Genomic DNA, 17,091 nt, shown 5'->3' with positions numbered 1-17,091 from the left:
CTTTGACTCCTGATATCCGTAAGGGCTTAGGCGTTGGCGGCTGCGGAGGCGGCCGATTGTTCGAGGTCGTAACGCCCGGTGTGCAGACTGGAGGGACCCAGGCGCGCATAGCGAAACATCAGGTACATTTCCGCCACCAGCAGCAGGGTGTAGAACCCGATGAAACCGGCCAGACTCATGTACAAATCCGCTGCTGAACGCGAGGAGGCGGACAGGTAAGTCGGCAGCACCTCACCGATGGACCAGGGCTGACGCCCGAACTCGGCGACGAACCAGCCCATCTCAGAAGAGATCCAGGGCAGAGGAATGGCGAACAGCAGCGCCTTCAGCAGCCAGCGCTGACGCTCCACGCTATGGCGGGAGCTGTGATAGAACGCCAGTCCGATCAGAATCAGCATGGCGAACCCCAGGCCGACCATGATGCGGAATGTCCAGAACATCGGGCCCACGGAGGGAATGGTGCCGTGCGCCGCCTGCTTGATCTGCGCTTCGCTCGCATCCACCACATTTTCCGTGTATTTCTTTAGCAGCAGCCCGTAGCCCAGGTCTTTTTTCAGGGCGTCGAAGGCTGACAGCGTTTGCGCAGACTGGTCGCCGCCTTTGAGTTTCTGCAGCAGCGCATAGGCCTGCATGCCGCGGCGAATGCGCTCTTCATGCTCGACGATCAGATCCTTGATGCCAGTGACTTCTTCGTCAATGGAGCGGGTCGCAATCAGACCCAGGGCGCCGGGCACTTTGAGCGCGTAATCCGTTTTCATGTTTTCGCTGTCGGGAATGCCGAAAAGCGTAAAAGCCGCTGGCGGTTCAACCGTTTCCCACTCTGCTTCGATAGCCGCGAGCTTGGTGCGTTGGACGTCACCCAACTCGTAGCCTGACTCGTCGCCAAGCACGATGACGGAGAGTATGGACGCGAAGCCAAAACTGGCGGCGATGGCGAAAGAGCGCCGTGCGAAGGGAAGATCGCGCTTTTTCAACAGATAGTAGGAAGAAATCCCCAGCACGAACATGGCCCCAGTGACATAACCGGCGGAGACGGTGTGAACGAATTTCACCTGCGCTACGGGGTTGAAAATCAGTTCGCTGAAACTGACCATTTCCATGCGCATGGTTTGATAATTGAACTCGGCGCCGACCGGGTTCTGCATCCAGCCGTTGGCGATGAGAATCCATAGCGCGGACAGGTTGGAGCCGATCGCCACCAGCCAGGTGACCGCCAGATGCTGGACTTTACTGAGGCGGTCCCAGCCGAAGAAGAACAGGCCGATGAAAGTGGACTCCAGGAAGAACGCCATCAGCCCCTCAATGGCTAGCGGCGCGCCAAAGATATCGCCGACATAATGAGAGTAATAGGCCCAGTTGGTGCCGAACTGAAACTCCATCGTAAGACCGGTGGTGACGCCGAGCGCGAAGTTGATGCCGAACAGCTTGCCCCAGAACTTGACCATGTCCTGATAGACCTGCTTGCCAGTCATCACATAAGCCGACTCCATGATGGCGAGAAGAAACGCCAGTCCCAGGGTTAAGGGCACGAACAGAAAATGGTAGAAGGCGGTGATCGCGAACTGGAGCCGCGACAGGTCCACCACGTTTTCACTGATCATAGTGATCCTCCGATTGAGTAGGAATAACGCCGAACTGCTTGGAAATGCTTTCCTCTGGATGGGATAAATCCACAGGATCAGAGAAGTAGGCCGCCTTGATGGCGAAAATCAGAATCAGTTTGAGCAGCAGAAACAGACTGAGCTCGCGCACCAGAGGAATAGAAAAGATGGACTTGCGCTCAGGCATTGCGGGATCTCCCTGACGTCTCCCGCTCCGCAATCGCCTTCTCCTGACCGAGGCTGGTGATGCGTTGTCCGCCGACGATGCGACCGGGGTAGATTATGGTGTCGTCCGCCAACTCCAGCAGGGACTGCAACAACGCAGGAGAAGGTTCCTTTACTGTTGTTAAGTAAAGCAGGGCTCCGGGAGAAAACCACTGGCCGGTGAAGGCGAATCCCTCACAACGAAATCCGCAACACTCACCGGCTGCGTCAGGCAAGGTCCATAAAATGGTTTCCCCCAAAGGCAGACTCTGAGGTAATCGCTCCCCTGACGTCGGCGCAATGCGTAGTCCTGCAATATCAGAAACATCCGATGTTTCCGCGGTGGTATACAGCAGATATTGATTACTGAGCCCCTTGCTGGTCAAAAAGCTCCGGTAGCTGTCCGAAAGGACGGGAAGGGCGTCGATCAGAGCGCTGCGCCGTGAGATGGGCTCGAACAGCAGGTAGCTGAGTCGGTCGCCGTAAATCCATTGTTTCACTCTGGCCATGGTTAGTCGTCGAATTTGGGGTAAAGGTTTTTGTGGTCTGCGATGAGGATTGAGCAAGCGGCGGGCCAGAGGCGGGAATGTCTTGTATTCCGGGGAGATAGAAGCAAAAACAGGGGTTGCGCCGCTTTACTTTATGGTGATGTAGCGCCATATTTGTCATGAGTTATGACATAAATGGCGGTCTGTTATGACAGAGTCCTCTTATCCCACACTCCCCGCTATCAGCTCTATGCTGGAAGCGATTCCTGCGCCCGCTGTGTTACTGGATCGCGAATACCGCATCCGCGCCGCCAACGACGCCTATCGCCGCACCTTTCAACAGGACGGCGCGTTGCTCAATCGTCATTGTTATGAAGTGTCCCACGGCTATTCCGTGCCTTGCGATCAGGCGGGGGAGACCTGCCCCTTGCGTCAGTGCCAGGAGAGCGGACGACGGCAGCGTATGCTGCATATTCACAACACGCCGAAGGGGCGCGAGCATGTGGATGTGGAGCTCAGTCCGATTCGCGACGAAGAAGGCGAAATTCGCTTCTATGTCGAGATCATGCAGCCGGCGCATCCTGGCCGAAGGGAGCGCAGCGAACGGCGCATGATCGGATTCAGTAACGCGTACACGCACATGCTGGAGTTGCTCAGTCGCGCTGCGCCTGCCGATATCAGCGTGCTGCTGTTGGGGGAGTCGGGAACCGGCAAGGAACTGGCGGCGGAATACCTGCATGAACGCAGCCCTCGCGCAAGCAAACCCTTCGTCACCGTAGAGTGCTCCGGATTGACCGACAGTTTGTTTGAAAGCGAGTTGTTCGGCCATGAGAAGGGCGCTTTCACCGGCGCGACGCACCGCAAGATGGGGCTGGTGGAAGCCGCAGCGGGCGGTACGCTGTTTCTGGATGAAGTGGGCGATATTCCTCTGAGCATGCAGGTTAAGCTGCTGCGTCTGCTGGAATCCGGCGCCTATCGTCTGGTCGGTGGGGTGACGCCGAAACAAGCGGACTTTCGCCTGGTCTGCGCCACGCATCAGCCGTTACAGGAACTGGTGCGGGAAGGGCGTTTTCGTCAGGATCTGTACTATCGCATCAGTCCTTTTCCTGTGCGCTTGCCGGCGCTGCGCGAACGCGGCGACGATGTGCTTCATCTGGCTCGGCACCTTCTCGACAGTCTCAGCAAACAACGTATTCTTAACTTCGCAGAAAATGCGGAGCATTGGCTGCGACGACAACCCTTTCCCGGTAACATCCGGGAGTTGCGCAACCGGATTGAAAGGGCGATTCTGCTCTGTGACGGCGCGGAAATCGAAGCCTCTCACCTGCAGCTTGATGACGAGGCGACGACGGATAACCGCCCGCTTATCGCGGCTGCGGAAGAGAAGCTTCTGACCTTGGAAGAAGCTGAGTTTCGCTACTTGCAACAGGCGCTTGAGCGACATCAGGGCGATAATGCGTCCCTGGCCAAAGCGCTGGGCGTTAGCGAAAGAACCTTATATCGGAAAATCAGGACGTTGAAATAGGGGCCGGCCACGCCCCGCCGATAGCCTGCCGACGCACTAGGGCCTGCGTGCGTCGATGAAAAAGGGAGTATGAAAATGGGCGTTATTCTTCGAAGACTGTTTGCTTTCTCCATGATTGTTCTGGGTGGAATCCTTTTCATGTGGGGGGCGTCCGACCTGTTTACGGTGAAGAGCATCATGGGCGATAAGTTCGTCGCCGGTGGGAAAGATAGCGCAAGAGACGTCGTTATTATGCTTTCGGGGCTGGCGCTGATTGGTTATGGCGTTTTCGACATCAAGCTAACCGGTAATTAAACGTTTGCGTAACCATTGATTACCTCTTTTTCCTTACTTGCCGTTCTGCTCTCAGCTGTTCAGTAATGAGAGTCGGCGCCTCTCAATTCGCCGAAAAATCACGTCGTTAAATTGCGTAAAAACTTTCCAGTCGTTTATAGGGGGAATTAATCCTCCTGTGCTAAGATGCCCCGGATTTTTCGGACGTTATGCACGCGTTCGCTGCATTTTTTGATATCTAGACGCTCAAGCCGAACTTTTATGAGCGTCGTCGCCGGCGCTAAGCCGGTCACTCTTCATCCAAAATACAAGGAGGTAACCCGACAAGACGGATATTTGTAACCCCTCATTTTTCTTGCATAAAAAATATACTTACGACATTGGCTAACGTACAAAGAAATTAAAATGAAAAAGTTGAAATTGACTCTGGTCATGCTGGCGACCTTGATGCTGGCTCCATCTCTTTCCTACGCAAAAGGCATCCCCATGTTCTTCAACACGGGCGACGAGATTTTTGAAATCGAAGGCGCTCCGCAATATGAAGAAGGCTACTCGCTAGGTTACGCCTGTAAGCGTTTCGGCCTGTTCGGCGCGGATATCTGGACGTGGGACTGCAAGATGATGGCGGTGAACCTGAACTTGTTCTCCGTCGCGGATATCGACGAGTCTGATCTGACGGAGTTTTCCGCCAAGTACTCCCTGAGCGACCGCAAGCGTAACCTGTGGAATCACTATGGCATCGCACTGTTGCTGGTGGTGATTGTCGCCTTCGGTCTGCTTAAGCGCAGAGCCTGATGGGCAATAGGGCGAAGGGAGGCGTGACCGAGTGTGGCGCTTCCCTTCGCCGCTCATATTGGGCGTTCTAAAACCCTCTCTATCGTTTCTCTGATTTTACTGAACTCCATTTTCCCGCAAATAGCCGCAGCGCCTGCTTCCTGAATTTTCGCGTTACCCTGCGCATGGGATGAAACCGCGATGATTTTTAACTGGGGAAAGCGCACTCGAATCTCCCGCGTCACTTCATCGCCTTTGCAGTCATCCAGATCGAAATCAATCAACGCCAAATCAAAGCTATTTGACTCCAACGCGGTCATGGCGGATATCTTGTCAGGCGTCACGGTAATCTCACAATCCGACAAAAAAACATCCTGCGCCGTGGCGGCGAAGACGGGGTGATTTTCGATATAAAGTATGCGGGTTTTCATGGCGTGTATTGTGTCGGTGATGGTTTGAATGATGGGCTGTCAGACTCGCTATTCAGCCTCTTTCTCATTTCTTCCAATAACAAGTTTCTTTTGCTCAGCGCGGATATCAACAGAAGCGCCAGTAAGCTCAATAGAAGCATGCCGGTCTCAACGAAACCTGTTTTAGTCTGAGACTCTCCATATAATGCCGCGGCTTAAATAACCTGAACAGGCAACAAGGTAGTTATGAAAATGTACAAACGTATTGCGTCCCAATATCTCGGTAGTCAGGATGCCAAGCTCAAATCAGGCCTGCTGATGCCTTCTAAATCCAAACTCGTTTTAATCTGTGCGGTGTTAGCTCATTCATTGGCGGCCCCTATGGCCAACGCAGAAGAAAAGCTCCGCAACATTTTCAGTTACAAGGGCGAAGTGAACCAGATTGGAAAAGTGGGCTGGGAGCCCACTGAAGAGATAGAGCAAGAAGGGTTTCATATCAGCTTTTTTGGCGCACCAGATTCAGCTGCAGGGTGCCCGAAAACGGTCAGATCAGGCGCTGTGACCAGCAATATTTTCTGGGCGAATTTAGAGGAGGATACCGGGCTTGGCTTGATAGACTGGGATCATCAGTGGTCCCCCATGAGCGACGCTAAGTGCAAGATGCAAGGATGGCAGGGGTATGCGCATGCACATTTAAAGAACGTACCCGGAGGCGGAATTGGGCTTTATACGCACACTGGGCCGAAGCCGACAGATTCTTCGCTGGCCTTTTTTCAGCCTTATACTTCCGCCGGAGATAGAAATGGCGTGAATGCAGGCGTTGAGGGAGCGTTCGCCACTTTTCGAAATACACCATATATGGCCGACTCGAAGTTGACGCGTCCATTTGGCGGTAATTCGCAGGATAACGATCTGACCCGCGTCGCAATTCGAACCTACCAAAACTTGACCAAGTTCGTTATGGAAGACCCCTCCTCGCAACAGATCCGGCAGCAGACAGTGGTGACTCTTCTGAACAAGCGGTGCATTCTGGAAAGCCGAGAAAAATTTAAAAAGTGCCATATGCAAATTTTGTTTATGAATGCGATAGCTGGCCAAAGCGCGAAGCAAACCTATGCGCAAATCTTTTCCGATAAGGCTCAAGGGGATATTCCCGCCATATATGGCGATTTAGGCGCGCCAGGGCAGACTACTTATGCAAAGGATGGGGTGGGTAATGTCTTTCCAGTATGGACTTCCTGGGCTGCGGAGACACAGTCGCAGGTTTGGTCGGGACAAAAGTGGTTCCAGGGAGAAGTTTCCTTTAACCAATTTTTGAATATGTTGAAGCTCGCCACGGCCAACACTAAGAAGATAGCGAACGCAAATAGCATAACCGCTGGACAGTTAAATGAGTATTTTGGACCCGCATACGATGATAAAGAACAGTGGATATTGCTGGACGCGGGCTTTGCGCAAGAGATTTACAACGTAAACCTCGAACGACGCGCCTATGTTGGCGGCAACCTGACCGAACTGAGTGTGATAGCGTTGCCTTATTGATTGCTCTCTCGCGCAGAATAGAACGGAATGGACTCACATTGGCGGCAGGAAGCCGCCTGACTTAAGTTTTTCAGACACCGCCATACATAAGCGTACCAGGCTCCCCATAGTGTTCTGACAATCATGCGCGCTTAACTACGCAAATGCTCCGCCAAGTAATCAATAACGGCTTTGACGCGTTTTATCTTCGCTTTGTCTTTTGAGTAAACCAGATACATGCCGTTTTCAAACCGATTGGGCGTGATGGCGTAGTTGGGCATCAGGCGTATCAACTCGCCGCGTTTCACTGCATTCAAAACACCATGATCCGCCAGCAGGCCGATGCCGCCGTGGTTCAACGCGCAATGCAGGATGCTTTCGGTATTGTTGGTGAGCAGATAAGGGCTTTGCATGGCGATGCGTTGTTGCGACGCGCCATCATCAAATATCCAGCTACTGTGGGGCGATGAAAACCGGTATGCGAGCAGCCGGTGATCATGCAGATCTTTGGGGTGTTTGGGTTCGCCGTATTTCTCAATATATTGGGGTGAGGCTATCAGCCAGAATTCGTAAGCGCCGAACTTTTTCGCCAACAGGCGCGAGTCGTTCAACCTGCCGAAACGAACGTAGATATCATGCAATCCCTCGTTGGGATCAATGACGCGATCATCGCAATCCAGAATCACCGTGAGATCAGGGTAGTGGTCCCTCAAGCCCGCCAGAGCAGGGGCGATAAAATAAGACGCGAACCACCAGGGAGCGGACAGACTTACTCTGCCTCCCACTTCCTCTTTTTGCTGGCGCAGACAATCACTGACTTCATCCAGAGAGATGACCAGCGGCGCCGCCTCTTCATACAAACGCTGACCCTGTTGGGTTAACGCCACCATGCGCGTACTGCGGGTGAACAGCGCCACATTCAGCTCTTTCTCAAGTTCCGTTATCTGCCGGGACACGGACGATGCGGATAAATGCAACTCGGCGGAGGCCTGGGCGAAGTTCAAATGTTTGGCGACGGACAGAAAAACGCGGAGGGCATGCAGGGATCGGATCATTGTTGCGAATATTCAAAGTATGAAAAAGATAATTCGAGATTAAACAATAATGCCCGCCTCGCTAATCTACAACCCGTTTATATAGCCAAGGCGCTGCGAGCTATGAGTGGCGGCGCCGAATAACAGGAGCATGACGGATGAATAAGGTATTGATCGTAAACGGCGCGGAACCCAAATCTGGGGTGGCGGACGGAAGCTTTAATGAGGGATTGATCAGCGTGGCGAAACAGGCGCTGCAGCCGTTTGCAGAGGTGCGAACCAGCCGGGTTATGGACGGCTACGATATCGCCGAGGAGCAGCAAAAATATCAGTGGGCGGATTTGGTTATTCTTCAGTTTCCCGTGTATTGGTTTTCCGCCCCGGCGGCGTTGAAGCGCTACATCGACGATGTGTATGCGCACGGCGTTTTCTTCGCCGGCGCAGAGCGATACGGCGAAGGCGGATTACTCAAAGGCCGACGCTATCTACTTTCCACTACCTGGAACGCCGCTGAAAAAGCCTTCCATCCTGACGGCGGCGTGCTGGCCGGACTGGCGGCGGATCAGGTGCTGACCTCCATGCATATCACCCAGCGATACGTTGGCCTCACCCCATTGGAGAGCTTCGCTGCGTTCAATGTTATCAACGAGCCGCGTTTCGATTACTGGGCGGAAAGATGGCGGGCGCACCTGAACTCTGTGGTGAGGCCGATCAGCGCAGTTAAGACGTTGGAGGCGGCGATCTAGTCAGTAGCGTTTTGCTCACAGCAAAAGAGGGTGGCGTCGATGTTGGGATAGGTCGCTATAATGTTTATCGCGTTACGCAAATATAACAACGAAGGTAAACAAATGACCCTGACCGGCGCTACCCGCAGTAAATTGTCCCGCAACTATTCTCTGATGTGTCCCGACTCTCACGTGCCGTTGAATTTGCCGCAGTGGAAAAACTGTCAGGTGATTTATACGGCGTCTCCGGAAATGGGAGCGAAGTTTTGTCAGTTTCTGGTGAATATGAAAGCCGGCGGCAGTTTTTGTTCGGAGAGCCCGTCAGATGAGTTTTTGTTGCTGGTGCTGGAAGGAGAAATAGCGCTGAATTTTAGTGGCGAGACCCATCGTTTACAGCAGGACGGTTTTGCGCACTTAAAGGCGGGAGAGCGCTTTGAGCTGGTGAACCAGGGCGACTCGGCGCGGCTACTGGCGTTTCAGAAAAAATATGCGCCGATGCCGGAGGCTACGGATGCGGTCACGTCCTTTGCCAGCTCCCTGACGCAAGTCCCTGCGAAACCCTTTCTTGGCGACGATGGCGCGTTGCTGCAAGCGCTGTTGCCAGATGCGCTGGCATGGGATTGGGGCGTCAATGTATTTGAGTTTCAACCTGGCGCCACGCTGCCAATAGTGGAAATGCATTTCATGGAGCATGGTCTGTACTTTCTGCAGGGGCAGGGCGTTTACCGTCTGGGAAGCGACTGGCATCTGGTGGAGCAGGGCGATGCGATCTGGATGGGACCCTATCTGGAACAATGGTTCGCCGCGACGGGAAAAGTCTCCAGCAAGTATATCTACTACAAGGAAATGAATCGGGCGCCGGGGCTTTAATAAACGGCGTTCGCCAGAGATTTTGTATTTAAATCTCTTCGCGCATAAGCCATTATGACGCCAAGTCTTTCTACTGTTTTCGAGAACCTTTGATGTTAAAAAAACTGCTGTTTCTTGTCGGATGCGTACTGGTTATCGTCGTCGCCTGGTGGGCGTTCAAACTGATCGGCAAGCTGGTGTTCTTCGCCGTACTGGCCATCGGCGCCTATCTCCTGTGGACCAAGGTTATCAAACCCAGTTCAGGTGGGTGAGGTCTTCAAGGACGTGGCAGTCTAATCCAACTACTAACGACGCGATGCGTTATTTGCCCGCGTCGGAATTTTCCTCGTTGTTCGCCCCTACATTCGCATCAAACGCATAAAATAACTGCCAATAGCAATAAAGCGCTGCGCCGCTGGCGAGCATGCCCCACAGAGGTTCGCCGGTGGCCCATTCAAGCGTCGCCCAGAACAGGCAGAACACCGTGATGGCGACACGTCTCCATACGGGGCGGAAGAATTCCAAATCTCGTTGCTGCATGGGCGTTGTCTCTGTATTCCGGGTGGTGAGTTGACACGATGTTTCGGGTAAACATCGACGGGACGGATAGTTTGCAGTATCCCGGAATGGTTGGCCAGTCCGGGGTAGTTTTTAGTAAATGCCAGAAAGCGATCAGGAGTTCTGAGCAGGGAGAGTTATTCTTGATCTTCCCACGCATATGGAAGCAACTCGGCGACATCATCAAAGTCGATAAACGCAACGATCTTGCCTGATTGATCCTTGATTTCCCAACCTTCGAGAGGGCTCCACGCACTGAAGTCGTAAGCCCCCAGCCCGCACTCATGCTCAATAGCTACAACGTAACGCCCTGCTTTTTGGGGAGCCTCTGCTCGGGTCCACTGGACCTTTTTAGGTTCGCGTTTCATTACCATTTCATCCTAAATTCAAGAGCCTCATCTACATACTGACGGAGAGTTCAAAAAGCTATTTCTTCTTGGCGCTGTCGTCAAATCTTCAACTCGCGCTTAAAAGGTGCGTAGTGTGTTTGCTTCTATTTCTTGAACTGGAATTGATGATGTATGAGTTTCTTGCCCACTGAGAACTATCCACTTAATGCGGATAGTTCTCTTTAATGAGCTTGGGATCGCTCCAGTGGAGATTACTTCATCGTCGGCATGGAAAACTCGGCGCCGGCGCGGAGGCCTGTTGGCCAGCGGCTGGTGATGGTTTTCATGCGTGTGTAGAAGCGTACGCCGTCCGGGCCGTGCATGTGCAGGGGGCCGAACAGGGAGCGTTTCCAGCCGCCGAAGCTGTGGAAGGCCATGGGGACGGGGATGGGGACGTTGACGCCGACCATGCCGACCTGGATTTCCTCGCAGAACTGACGGGCGGTGTCGCCGTCGCGGGTGAAGATCGCCGTGCCGTTGCCGTATTCGTGCTCATTGATCAGGCGAATGGCTTCCGCGTAGCTGTCGACGCGCACTACGCACAATACCGGTCCGAAGATTTCCTCTTTGTAGATGCGCATGTTCGGCTTCACATGATCGAACAGTGTGGGGCCGACGAAATATCCTTTCTCATTGCCGGCGCAGACGAAGTCGCGGCCGTCGCGAATCAGCGTGGCGCCTTCTTCGATGCCCGAACCAATATAACTGCGCACCTTGGCGGCGTGCTCTTTCGACACCAATGGCCCCATGTGGGCTTCTTCCGGCAGGCCCAGACCGGGACCGACGCGCATGCTATCGATTTCGCTTTGCAGGCGGCTGACCAGGGTGTCCGCCACCTCATCGCCCACGCAGACTGCGACGGAGATCGCCATGCAGCGCTCTCCCGCGGAGCCGTAGGCGGCGCCCACCAATGAGCCGACGACCTGTTCAGGATCGGCGTCCGGCATGACCACCATGTGGTTTTTAGCGCCGCCGAGAGCCTGCACCCGCTTGCCGTGCGCGGACGCGGTGGCGTAGATGTATTCAGCGATAGGCGTGGAGCCGACGAAGCTGACCGCCTGCACGCGCTCGTCGGTCAGCAGCACGTCGACGGCTTCTTTGTCGCCGTTCACTACGTTAAAAACACCGTCGGGCAGACCGGCTTCTTTCAGCAGTTCAGCCAGACGCAATGGAACGGACGGATCTTTTTCCGATGGCTTCATCACAAAGGTATTGCCGCAGGCGATCGCTACCGGGAACATCCACATGGGCACCATGGCCGGGAAGTTGAATGGAGAGATGCCGGCGCAAACTCCTAAAGGCTGCATCAGGCTGTAGCTGTCAACGCCACGGCCCACATTGAGGCTGTGCTCGCCTTTTTGCAGGTGCGGAATGCCGCAGGCGAATTCGACGACTTCCAGGCCCCGCACCAGTTCGCCCTGGGCGTCGGAGAACACTTTACCGTGCTCCAGCGTGATTAACTCCGCCAGCTCGTCAGCGTGCTTCTCCATCAGCTCCTTGAATTTGAACATGACGCGGGCGCGGCGCAGCGGCGTGACTTCCTTCCAACTGGCGAACGCGGTTTCCGCCGCTGTAATGGCTGCGCGGGTTTCGTCAGCGCTGGACAGGGCGACGTTCAGGCGTTGCTCGCCGGTGGCGGGATTGAAAACCGGACCGACGCGGCCCGAGGCGCTGTCGCAACGAACGCCGTTGATGAAGTTACCAAGAGTTTGCATGTCGAATACCTTTGTCATTTGCTGCGGCGCGCCTGCGCAGAGGCGCGCGTCATCGGAGATGCAGGGCCCATGCCGGGCCGGATTTTGCTATTTGTCTGCCTGATAAATAGGGTGGATGCTGGCGGTTATTCCGATAGCGTAATGCCCGCCTCGGCGCATAGCCGCTTCAGGTTGTTGGCGCCCAGTGTGGCGTAGGTCAGCGGATGGGCGACGGCGGGGTCCTGTTCCGCTTCCACCACCAGCCAGCCTTTGTAGCCGCTGGCTTGCAGGCCTTTGAACAGAGTCGCATAGTCAATGCCGCCATCGCCGGGAACCGTGAACACGCCGTTGAGCACCGCATCCAGAAAACTCAGATCCCGGTTTTTGGCGTCCGCCAGCACTTGCATGCGAATGTCTTTGCAGTGCACATGGTTGATGCGATCCGCGTGGCGTTGCTGCACCGCAATGGGATCGCCGCCCGCGTAGGTAAGATGCCCGGTGTCGAGCAGCAGGCCCACGGAGTCGCCAGTGTTGGCCATCAGCGCGTCGATCTCTTCTTCGGTTTCCACCACGGTGCCCATGTGATGGTGATAGGCGATCTTCACGCCTTGCTCCAGACAGTAATCCGCCACTTGCGTCAGCTTGGCGCCAAAGGTTTCCCACTGGTCTTCCGCCAGACGCGGACGGTGAGACACTGGCGTGCTTTGATCGCCATGCACGCAGCCTGTGACCTCGCAATACACCATCGCCGTAGCGCCAAGGGATTTCAGCAGATGCAGGTGATCCTGAATGGCGGCGATTTCCGCTTCCATGCTGCGCTCCAGCAGTTGGCCGCTAAACCAGCCGGACACCAGACGCAGTCCGTGATGGTCCAGAATCGGTCCCAGCGCTTCCGGCGTGCGCGGGAACTTGTGGCCCAGCTCAAAGCCGGCGAAGCCCGCCTGTTTGCCTTCGCTGAGGCACACTTCCAGCGGCGTGTCGCCGCCCAGGGAGGGCAGGTCGTCGTTAGTCCAGGTCAGAGGGTTGATGCCGATACGTACGCTCATGAGAAATCTCCAGATATTCCGCCAAAAGTGATTACAGATTTTTGAACTGACGAGCTTTGAAGCTCTCGTAACGGCGGCGGGCCTCTTCGACCTGCGGACGTTCGGATACTTCCGCGACCGCCACGTCCCACCAGGCCCCGCCGTCTTCAGTGACTTTCAGGGGATCGGTGTCGATGGCGATCAGATAACTGATGTCGGACGCCTTGGCGCGCTCCAGGGCGGCCTCCAGCTCCTTGATATTGCGCACGCTTTCCGATTTGGCGCCCAACGCGGCGCCGTGGGCGGCGAAGTCGATTTTGGGCGCGCCGCCGTCAGTGGTGAGGCAATCGTCCAGCAGGTTATTGAAACCGGGACCGCCGCAGGCTTGCTGCAAACGATGAATACATCCAAAGCCACGGTTATCCAGCACCACGATGATGATTTTCTGCCCCAACATGACGGAGGTGGCGATTTCGGAATTGAGCATCAGATAAGAGCCGTCGCCGACCATGACGAACACTTCCGAATCCGGCTTCGCCATTTTGGCGCCGACGCCTCCCGCCAGCTCATAACCCATGCAGGAATAGCCGTACTCCAGGTGATAGCCTCTGTCATAGCGGGTGCGCCAGAGCTTCTGCAGATCTCCCGGCAGACCGCCAGCGGCGCAAACCACAATGTCTTTTTCCCCCGCAGCGCGATTGACCGCGCCGACCACTTCTGCGTCCGTAGGCAGGTCCGCCTGATGGTCGGCGGTGGCGTTGTCCACGGACTTATGCCACTGCGCGCGTAAGCGTTCTGCCTTTTCAATCCACTCTCCGTCGGGGCGCCAGCCGCCCAGAGCGTCCTGCAATTGCGCCAGCGTCAGTCTGGCGTCGCCCACCAGGGGCTGTCCCTTGTGTTTGACGGCGTCAAAAGAGGCGACATTGATGCTTAGCAAGCTGGCGTCGGGGTCAATGATCGCACGGGAACCGGAAGCGAAATCCCCCAGACGCGTGCCGACGGCGATGATCAGATCCGCCTCCGCAGCGAGCGCATTGGTGGAGGCGGCGCCGGTGACGCCCAGCGAACCGATGTTTTGACGATGATCCCAGGGTAGGGCGCCTTTGCCCGCCTGGGTTTCCCCTACAGGCAATGCATAAGTGGAGGCCAGGCTGTCCAGCTCCGCCAGGGCGCCGGAGTAATGCACGCCGCCGCCAGCAACCAGCAACGGCTTTTTCGAGGCTTTGATCATGGCGATGGCGTCAGCCAGTTCTGTGGCGTCCGGCGCCTGACGACGTAGCCGATGGATTTTCTCCGCAAAGAAACTTTCCGGGTAATCGAACGCCATGGTCTGCACATCCTGCGGCAGCGCCAATGTCACCGGGCCGCACTCGACGGGGTCCGTTAAGACACGCAAGGCCTGTGGCAAAGACGCCAGTAATTGTTCAGGGCGAGTGAAGCGATCAAAGAAACGGCTCACCGGTTTGAAGCAATCATTGGAAGTCAGGGTGTAGTCGTGGAAGTTCTCCACCTGTTGCAGCACCGGGTCGGGAATGCGGGTGGCGAAGGTGTCGCCGGGCAGGAACATCACGGGAATGCGGTTGACGTGCGCCACGGCGGCGGCGGTCACCATATTCACCGAGCCGGGGCCGGCGGATGCGGTGCAGGCCATCATCTGACGGCGATTCTGCGTCTTGGCGTAGGCGATCGCGGCGTGGGCCATGCCCTGTTCGTTATGGGCGCGATAGGTGGGAAGCGCGTCGCGCACATGATGCAGCGCTTCGCCCAGACCGGCGACGTTGCCGTGACCGAAGATCGCCCACATCCCTGCGAATAAAGGTTTGATTTCGCCATCCACGTCGACCTTTTGCGCGATCATATATTTGATCACCGCCTGCGCCATGGTCAGTCTTATTGTTTTCATTCGGCTTAGCCTCTCGTCTTTGCTGATCCGGACGTCGGTCCGTTCGCCATCTCTGTCTGTTTCACGGGAGACAGGACCTGACCTGTGCAGTGCCTGTCGTTGCAGACAAATAGAAAGCTATTTGTCTGCCTGATTAATAAGGTAATCGTCTAGGGCTGCAGGCTGTTGCGTTGCTTCCAGCAGGCGACCAGCTCCAGGTAATTGGCGGCGACCGCGTCGATCAGCTCCTGGTCGTTGAATTCGCCGCGCAGCCACTTGCGGCTGGGGACGCTGAAAATTGTGCGACCTACGGCGAAACCTTTGCAGATATTGAAGCCGGCGCTGTCCATAAAGCCTTTTTTCAGCTCTTCCGCCGGCGCGTCCAGCCCCAGCATCACCACGCCGCGGCAATGGGGCGAGCGTTGTGCTATCAGGTCGCTGATGCGGCGCCAGTTGGCGGGCGATTGCGGCGGTAGTTTCCACCAGTCCGGCTTGACGCCCAGGTTGTAGAATCTGGCCATGGCGTCGATATACACATTGTCGTTAACGTCCTGGTCACGGGGCGGAATTAGCTCCAGCAGCATTTCATGACCGGAGTCGCAGCAGGCTTTGTACAGTTCGCGCACCTGACGCTCCTGCGCCATGCGCAGGTCGATGCAGTCTTCCGGGTGGTAGAACACCAGGCATTTGACGATATGCTCTTTGGGCCAGGTTTTCAGGCGCGCGCTGACGCTGCGGCCGCCTTCCAATTCCAAGGGGCGTGAGCTGGGAAACTCCACCGGGCGACCAATCCACCAACCGCGCCCGCTGACGTCATTGAGCGCGTCCTGTCCATAGGTGTCGTCAACCAGGACGCCGACCTGACTGTCGCCGATGCCTTTGGCCCCCAACTCCGTCGCTTTTACCAGCAAGCGTTTTAGCTGCTTGATGCGGGACAGTTCTGCGCCTTCTTCCCGCGCCATGTCGAACAGTTGCTTGCGATGATCGAAAGCCAGAATGCACAGATCGCTCCACTGGGCGCTGTTGCGCTGGGTGGTGACCCGATGCAGATAGTTCAGCCGCTCGTCCAGATCCGGACGGGGAATGGATTGCGCCCGCGCCATATAGTCGTCCAGCTCTTCCGCGCTGGGAATGGCTGGCGCGCAGCCGTGCCGGGACACCACCAGGGCGCCGCAGGCGTTGGCGTAGGCGCAGCAGCGCTCATAGGATTCGCCGCGCAGCCAGCCGCGCAGAAAACCGCTCATAAAGGCGTCGCCGGCGCCGAGCACATTGAGCACGTCCACGCGCACGCCGGAATACACTTCGAAGGCCTCCGCGCTGGCGGGAATTTCGCCGTCAAGCACGGTGCAGCCCTGGGCGCCCAGTTTCAGGACGATGGTGGCGCCGGTCAGCGCGCGAATCGCCTGCAGGGCGGTGATTGTGTCTGTGCTGCCGCCGGCGATATGCACTTCTTCCTCGGTGCCCACAATCAAGTCGAAGTGGGGCAGGATGCTTTGCAAATGCCGAGTGACGCCTTCGCTGGAAATAAAGCGGGTTTCGCCGTCGCCGAGGCTGGTCAGGCCCCACAGCACCGGGCGGTAATCGATATCGAGAATCCGCCTGGCGCCGGCGGCTTTCGCATATTCCAGCGCTGTCATGCTGGCGCGGTAAGTCTGGTCCGTTGAGAAGTGGGTGCCGGTGATCAACAGGGCTTTGGAGGAAGCGATAAATTCGGGGGTGAAGTCACCACTGTCCACCGCCATGTCGGCGCAGTCGTTGCGATAGAAAATCAGTGGAAACGTGTCTTTATCTTTGATGCCGAGAAGCACCAGACCGGTCAGACGTTCTTTGTCGGTGACCACATGGCTGACATCGACGCCGGCCCGCGCCAGTTCTTCACGCACGAAACGTCCCATGTGTTCGTCGCCGACGCGGGTCAGCATGGCGGATTTCAGGCCCAGGCGGGCGGTTCCATATGCGATGTTGCCGGAGGAGCCGCCGAGATATTTGGCGAAGCTGCTCATGTCTTCCAGTCGGCTGCCGATTTGTTCGCCGTAAATGTCGACGGCGGCTCTGCCGAGGCAGATCAGGTCCAGAGTTTTGTCTGTACTCATATTATTGTTTATCTCCCGTGGCCGGGAACTGCGGCTCCCATAACCA

The 17,091-nt window shown here is 56.1% G+C and carries 18 protein-coding genes; 7 read left to right on the top strand and 11 right to left on the bottom strand.

The features are described from left to right. Positions 1-26: 26 nt before the first annotated feature. The 3 genes from ACQYWX_RS25385 to ACQYWX_RS25375 are packed head-to-tail and all read right to left on the bottom strand — an operon-like array spanning position 27 to position 2,314. Positions 27-1,601 carry a cytochrome ubiquinol oxidase subunit I gene (locus tag ACQYWX_RS25385; protein WP_431686797.1) on the bottom strand — a complete coding sequence of 525 codons (1,575 nt, stop codon included), beginning with the start codon at positions 1,599-1,601 and terminating at the stop codon, positions 27-29. Then, positions 1,591-1,788 (bottom strand): cytochrome oxidase putative small subunit CydP, encoded by a 198-nt coding sequence (gene cydP / locus ACQYWX_RS25380; RefSeq protein ID WP_127973335.1) that lies wholly within the window; start codon positions 1,786-1,788, stop codon positions 1,591-1,593. The genes ACQYWX_RS25385 and cydP overlap by 11 nt, the downstream gene beginning before the upstream one ends. After that, entirely contained in the window at positions 1,781-2,314 is a 534-nt protein-coding gene (locus ACQYWX_RS25375) for a hypothetical protein (RefSeq protein ID WP_431686796.1), read from the bottom strand. The genes cydP and ACQYWX_RS25375 overlap by 8 nt, the downstream gene beginning before the upstream one ends. A gap of 187 nt (positions 2,315-2,501) precedes the next feature. On the opposite strand from ACQYWX_RS25375, the gene ACQYWX_RS25370 reads away from it, so the two are divergent. From ACQYWX_RS25370 to ACQYWX_RS25360, 3 genes are all read left to right on the top strand, one after another. After that, positions 2,502-3,818: a sigma-54 interaction domain-containing protein gene (locus ACQYWX_RS25370; RefSeq protein WP_431686795.1), complete on the top strand. Its 1,317-nt coding sequence runs from the start codon at positions 2,502-2,504 to the stop codon at positions 3,816-3,818. A gap of 75 nt (positions 3,819-3,893) precedes the next feature. Then, positions 3,894-4,112, top strand: coding sequence for a hypothetical protein (locus ACQYWX_RS25365; protein WP_216737882.1), 219 nt, complete (start codon positions 3,894-3,896; stop codon positions 4,110-4,112). A gap of 384 nt (positions 4,113-4,496) precedes the next feature. Continuing rightward, on the top strand, positions 4,497-4,886 hold the full coding sequence (locus ACQYWX_RS25360) for a hypothetical protein (RefSeq protein ID WP_127973331.1): 390 nt from the start codon (positions 4,497-4,499) through the stop codon (positions 4,884-4,886). A gap of 53 nt (positions 4,887-4,939) precedes the next feature. On the opposite strand, the gene ACQYWX_RS25355 is transcribed toward ACQYWX_RS25360, so the two are convergent. After that, complete coding sequence (locus ACQYWX_RS25355) at positions 4,940-5,296, bottom strand: response regulator (RefSeq protein WP_431686794.1); 357 nt, start codon at positions 5,294-5,296, stop codon at positions 4,940-4,942. 231 nt (positions 5,297-5,527) lie between these two features. Between ACQYWX_RS25355 and ACQYWX_RS25350 the strand changes: the two genes are divergently transcribed. Next, entirely contained in the window at positions 5,528-6,817 is a 1,290-nt protein-coding gene (locus ACQYWX_RS25350; protein ID WP_431686793.1) for a hypothetical protein, read from the top strand. Between the two features lie 131 nt (positions 6,818-6,948). Here ACQYWX_RS25350 and ACQYWX_RS25345 read toward each other — a convergent pair whose 3' ends face one another. Further along, complete coding sequence (locus tag ACQYWX_RS25345; RefSeq protein WP_279505664.1) at positions 6,949-7,851, bottom strand: LysR family transcriptional regulator; 903 nt, start codon at positions 7,849-7,851, stop codon at positions 6,949-6,951. Positions 7,852-7,988: 137 nt separating this feature from the next. Here ACQYWX_RS25345 and ACQYWX_RS25340 point away from each other — a divergent pair, with 137 nt between their 5' ends. From ACQYWX_RS25340 to ACQYWX_RS25330, 3 genes are all read left to right on the top strand, one after another. Beyond that, a complete protein-coding gene (locus ACQYWX_RS25340; RefSeq protein ID WP_431686792.1) occupies positions 7,989-8,576 on the top strand; it encodes an NAD(P)H-dependent oxidoreductase in 588 nt (195 codons plus the stop codon). 60 nt (positions 8,577-8,636) lie between these two features. Then, a complete protein-coding gene (allE, locus tag ACQYWX_RS25335; RefSeq protein ID WP_431686791.1) occupies positions 8,637-9,425 on the top strand; it encodes a (S)-ureidoglycine aminohydrolase in 789 nt (262 codons plus the stop codon). A gap of 92 nt (positions 9,426-9,517) precedes the next feature. After that, positions 9,518-9,676 carry a hypothetical protein gene (locus ACQYWX_RS25330; RefSeq protein WP_216737875.1) on the top strand — a complete coding sequence of 53 codons (159 nt, stop codon included), beginning with the start codon at positions 9,518-9,520 and terminating at the stop codon, positions 9,674-9,676. A gap of 49 nt (positions 9,677-9,725) precedes the next feature. Here ACQYWX_RS25330 and ACQYWX_RS25325 read toward each other — a convergent pair whose 3' ends face one another. The 6 genes from ACQYWX_RS25325 to ACQYWX_RS25300 all read right to left on the bottom strand — a co-directional run bounded on the left by ACQYWX_RS25325 (position 9,726) and on the right by ACQYWX_RS25300 (position 17,045). Beyond that, positions 9,726-9,944, bottom strand: coding sequence for a hypothetical protein (locus tag ACQYWX_RS25325; RefSeq protein WP_127973323.1), 219 nt, complete (start codon positions 9,942-9,944; stop codon positions 9,726-9,728). A 155-nt stretch (positions 9,945-10,099) separates the two neighbouring features. After that, positions 10,100-10,330, bottom strand: a complete 231-nt coding sequence (locus ACQYWX_RS25320) for a hypothetical protein (protein WP_431686790.1) — start codon at positions 10,328-10,330, stop codon at positions 10,100-10,102. Between the two features lie 233 nt (positions 10,331-10,563). Further along, complete coding sequence (locus tag ACQYWX_RS25315; protein WP_279505985.1) at positions 10,564-12,066, bottom strand: CoA-acylating methylmalonate-semialdehyde dehydrogenase; 1,503 nt, start codon at positions 12,064-12,066, stop codon at positions 10,564-10,566. A 125-nt stretch (positions 12,067-12,191) separates the two neighbouring features. After that, on the bottom strand, positions 12,192-13,091 hold the full coding sequence (gene iolE / locus ACQYWX_RS25310) for a myo-inosose-2 dehydratase (RefSeq protein WP_431686789.1): 900 nt from the start codon (positions 13,089-13,091) through the stop codon (positions 12,192-12,194). 31 nt (positions 13,092-13,122) lie between these two features. After that, entirely contained in the window at positions 13,123-14,973 is a 1,851-nt protein-coding gene (gene iolD, locus ACQYWX_RS25305; RefSeq protein ID WP_431686788.1) for a 3D-(3,5/4)-trihydroxycyclohexane-1,2-dione acylhydrolase (decyclizing), read from the bottom strand. Positions 14,974-15,122: 149 nt separating this feature from the next. After that, a complete protein-coding gene (locus ACQYWX_RS25300) occupies positions 15,123-17,045 on the bottom strand; it encodes a bifunctional 5-dehydro-2-deoxygluconokinase/5-dehydro-2-deoxyphosphogluconate aldolase (RefSeq protein ID WP_431686787.1) in 1,923 nt (640 codons plus the stop codon). Positions 17,046-17,091 lie beyond the last annotated feature (46 nt).

The organism is Hahella sp. NBU794 (assembly GCF_050749805.1).
GTDB lineage: Bacteria > Pseudomonadota > Gammaproteobacteria > Pseudomonadales > Oleiphilaceae > Hahella.
This window is presented reverse-complemented; position numbering and strand designations above follow the sequence as displayed.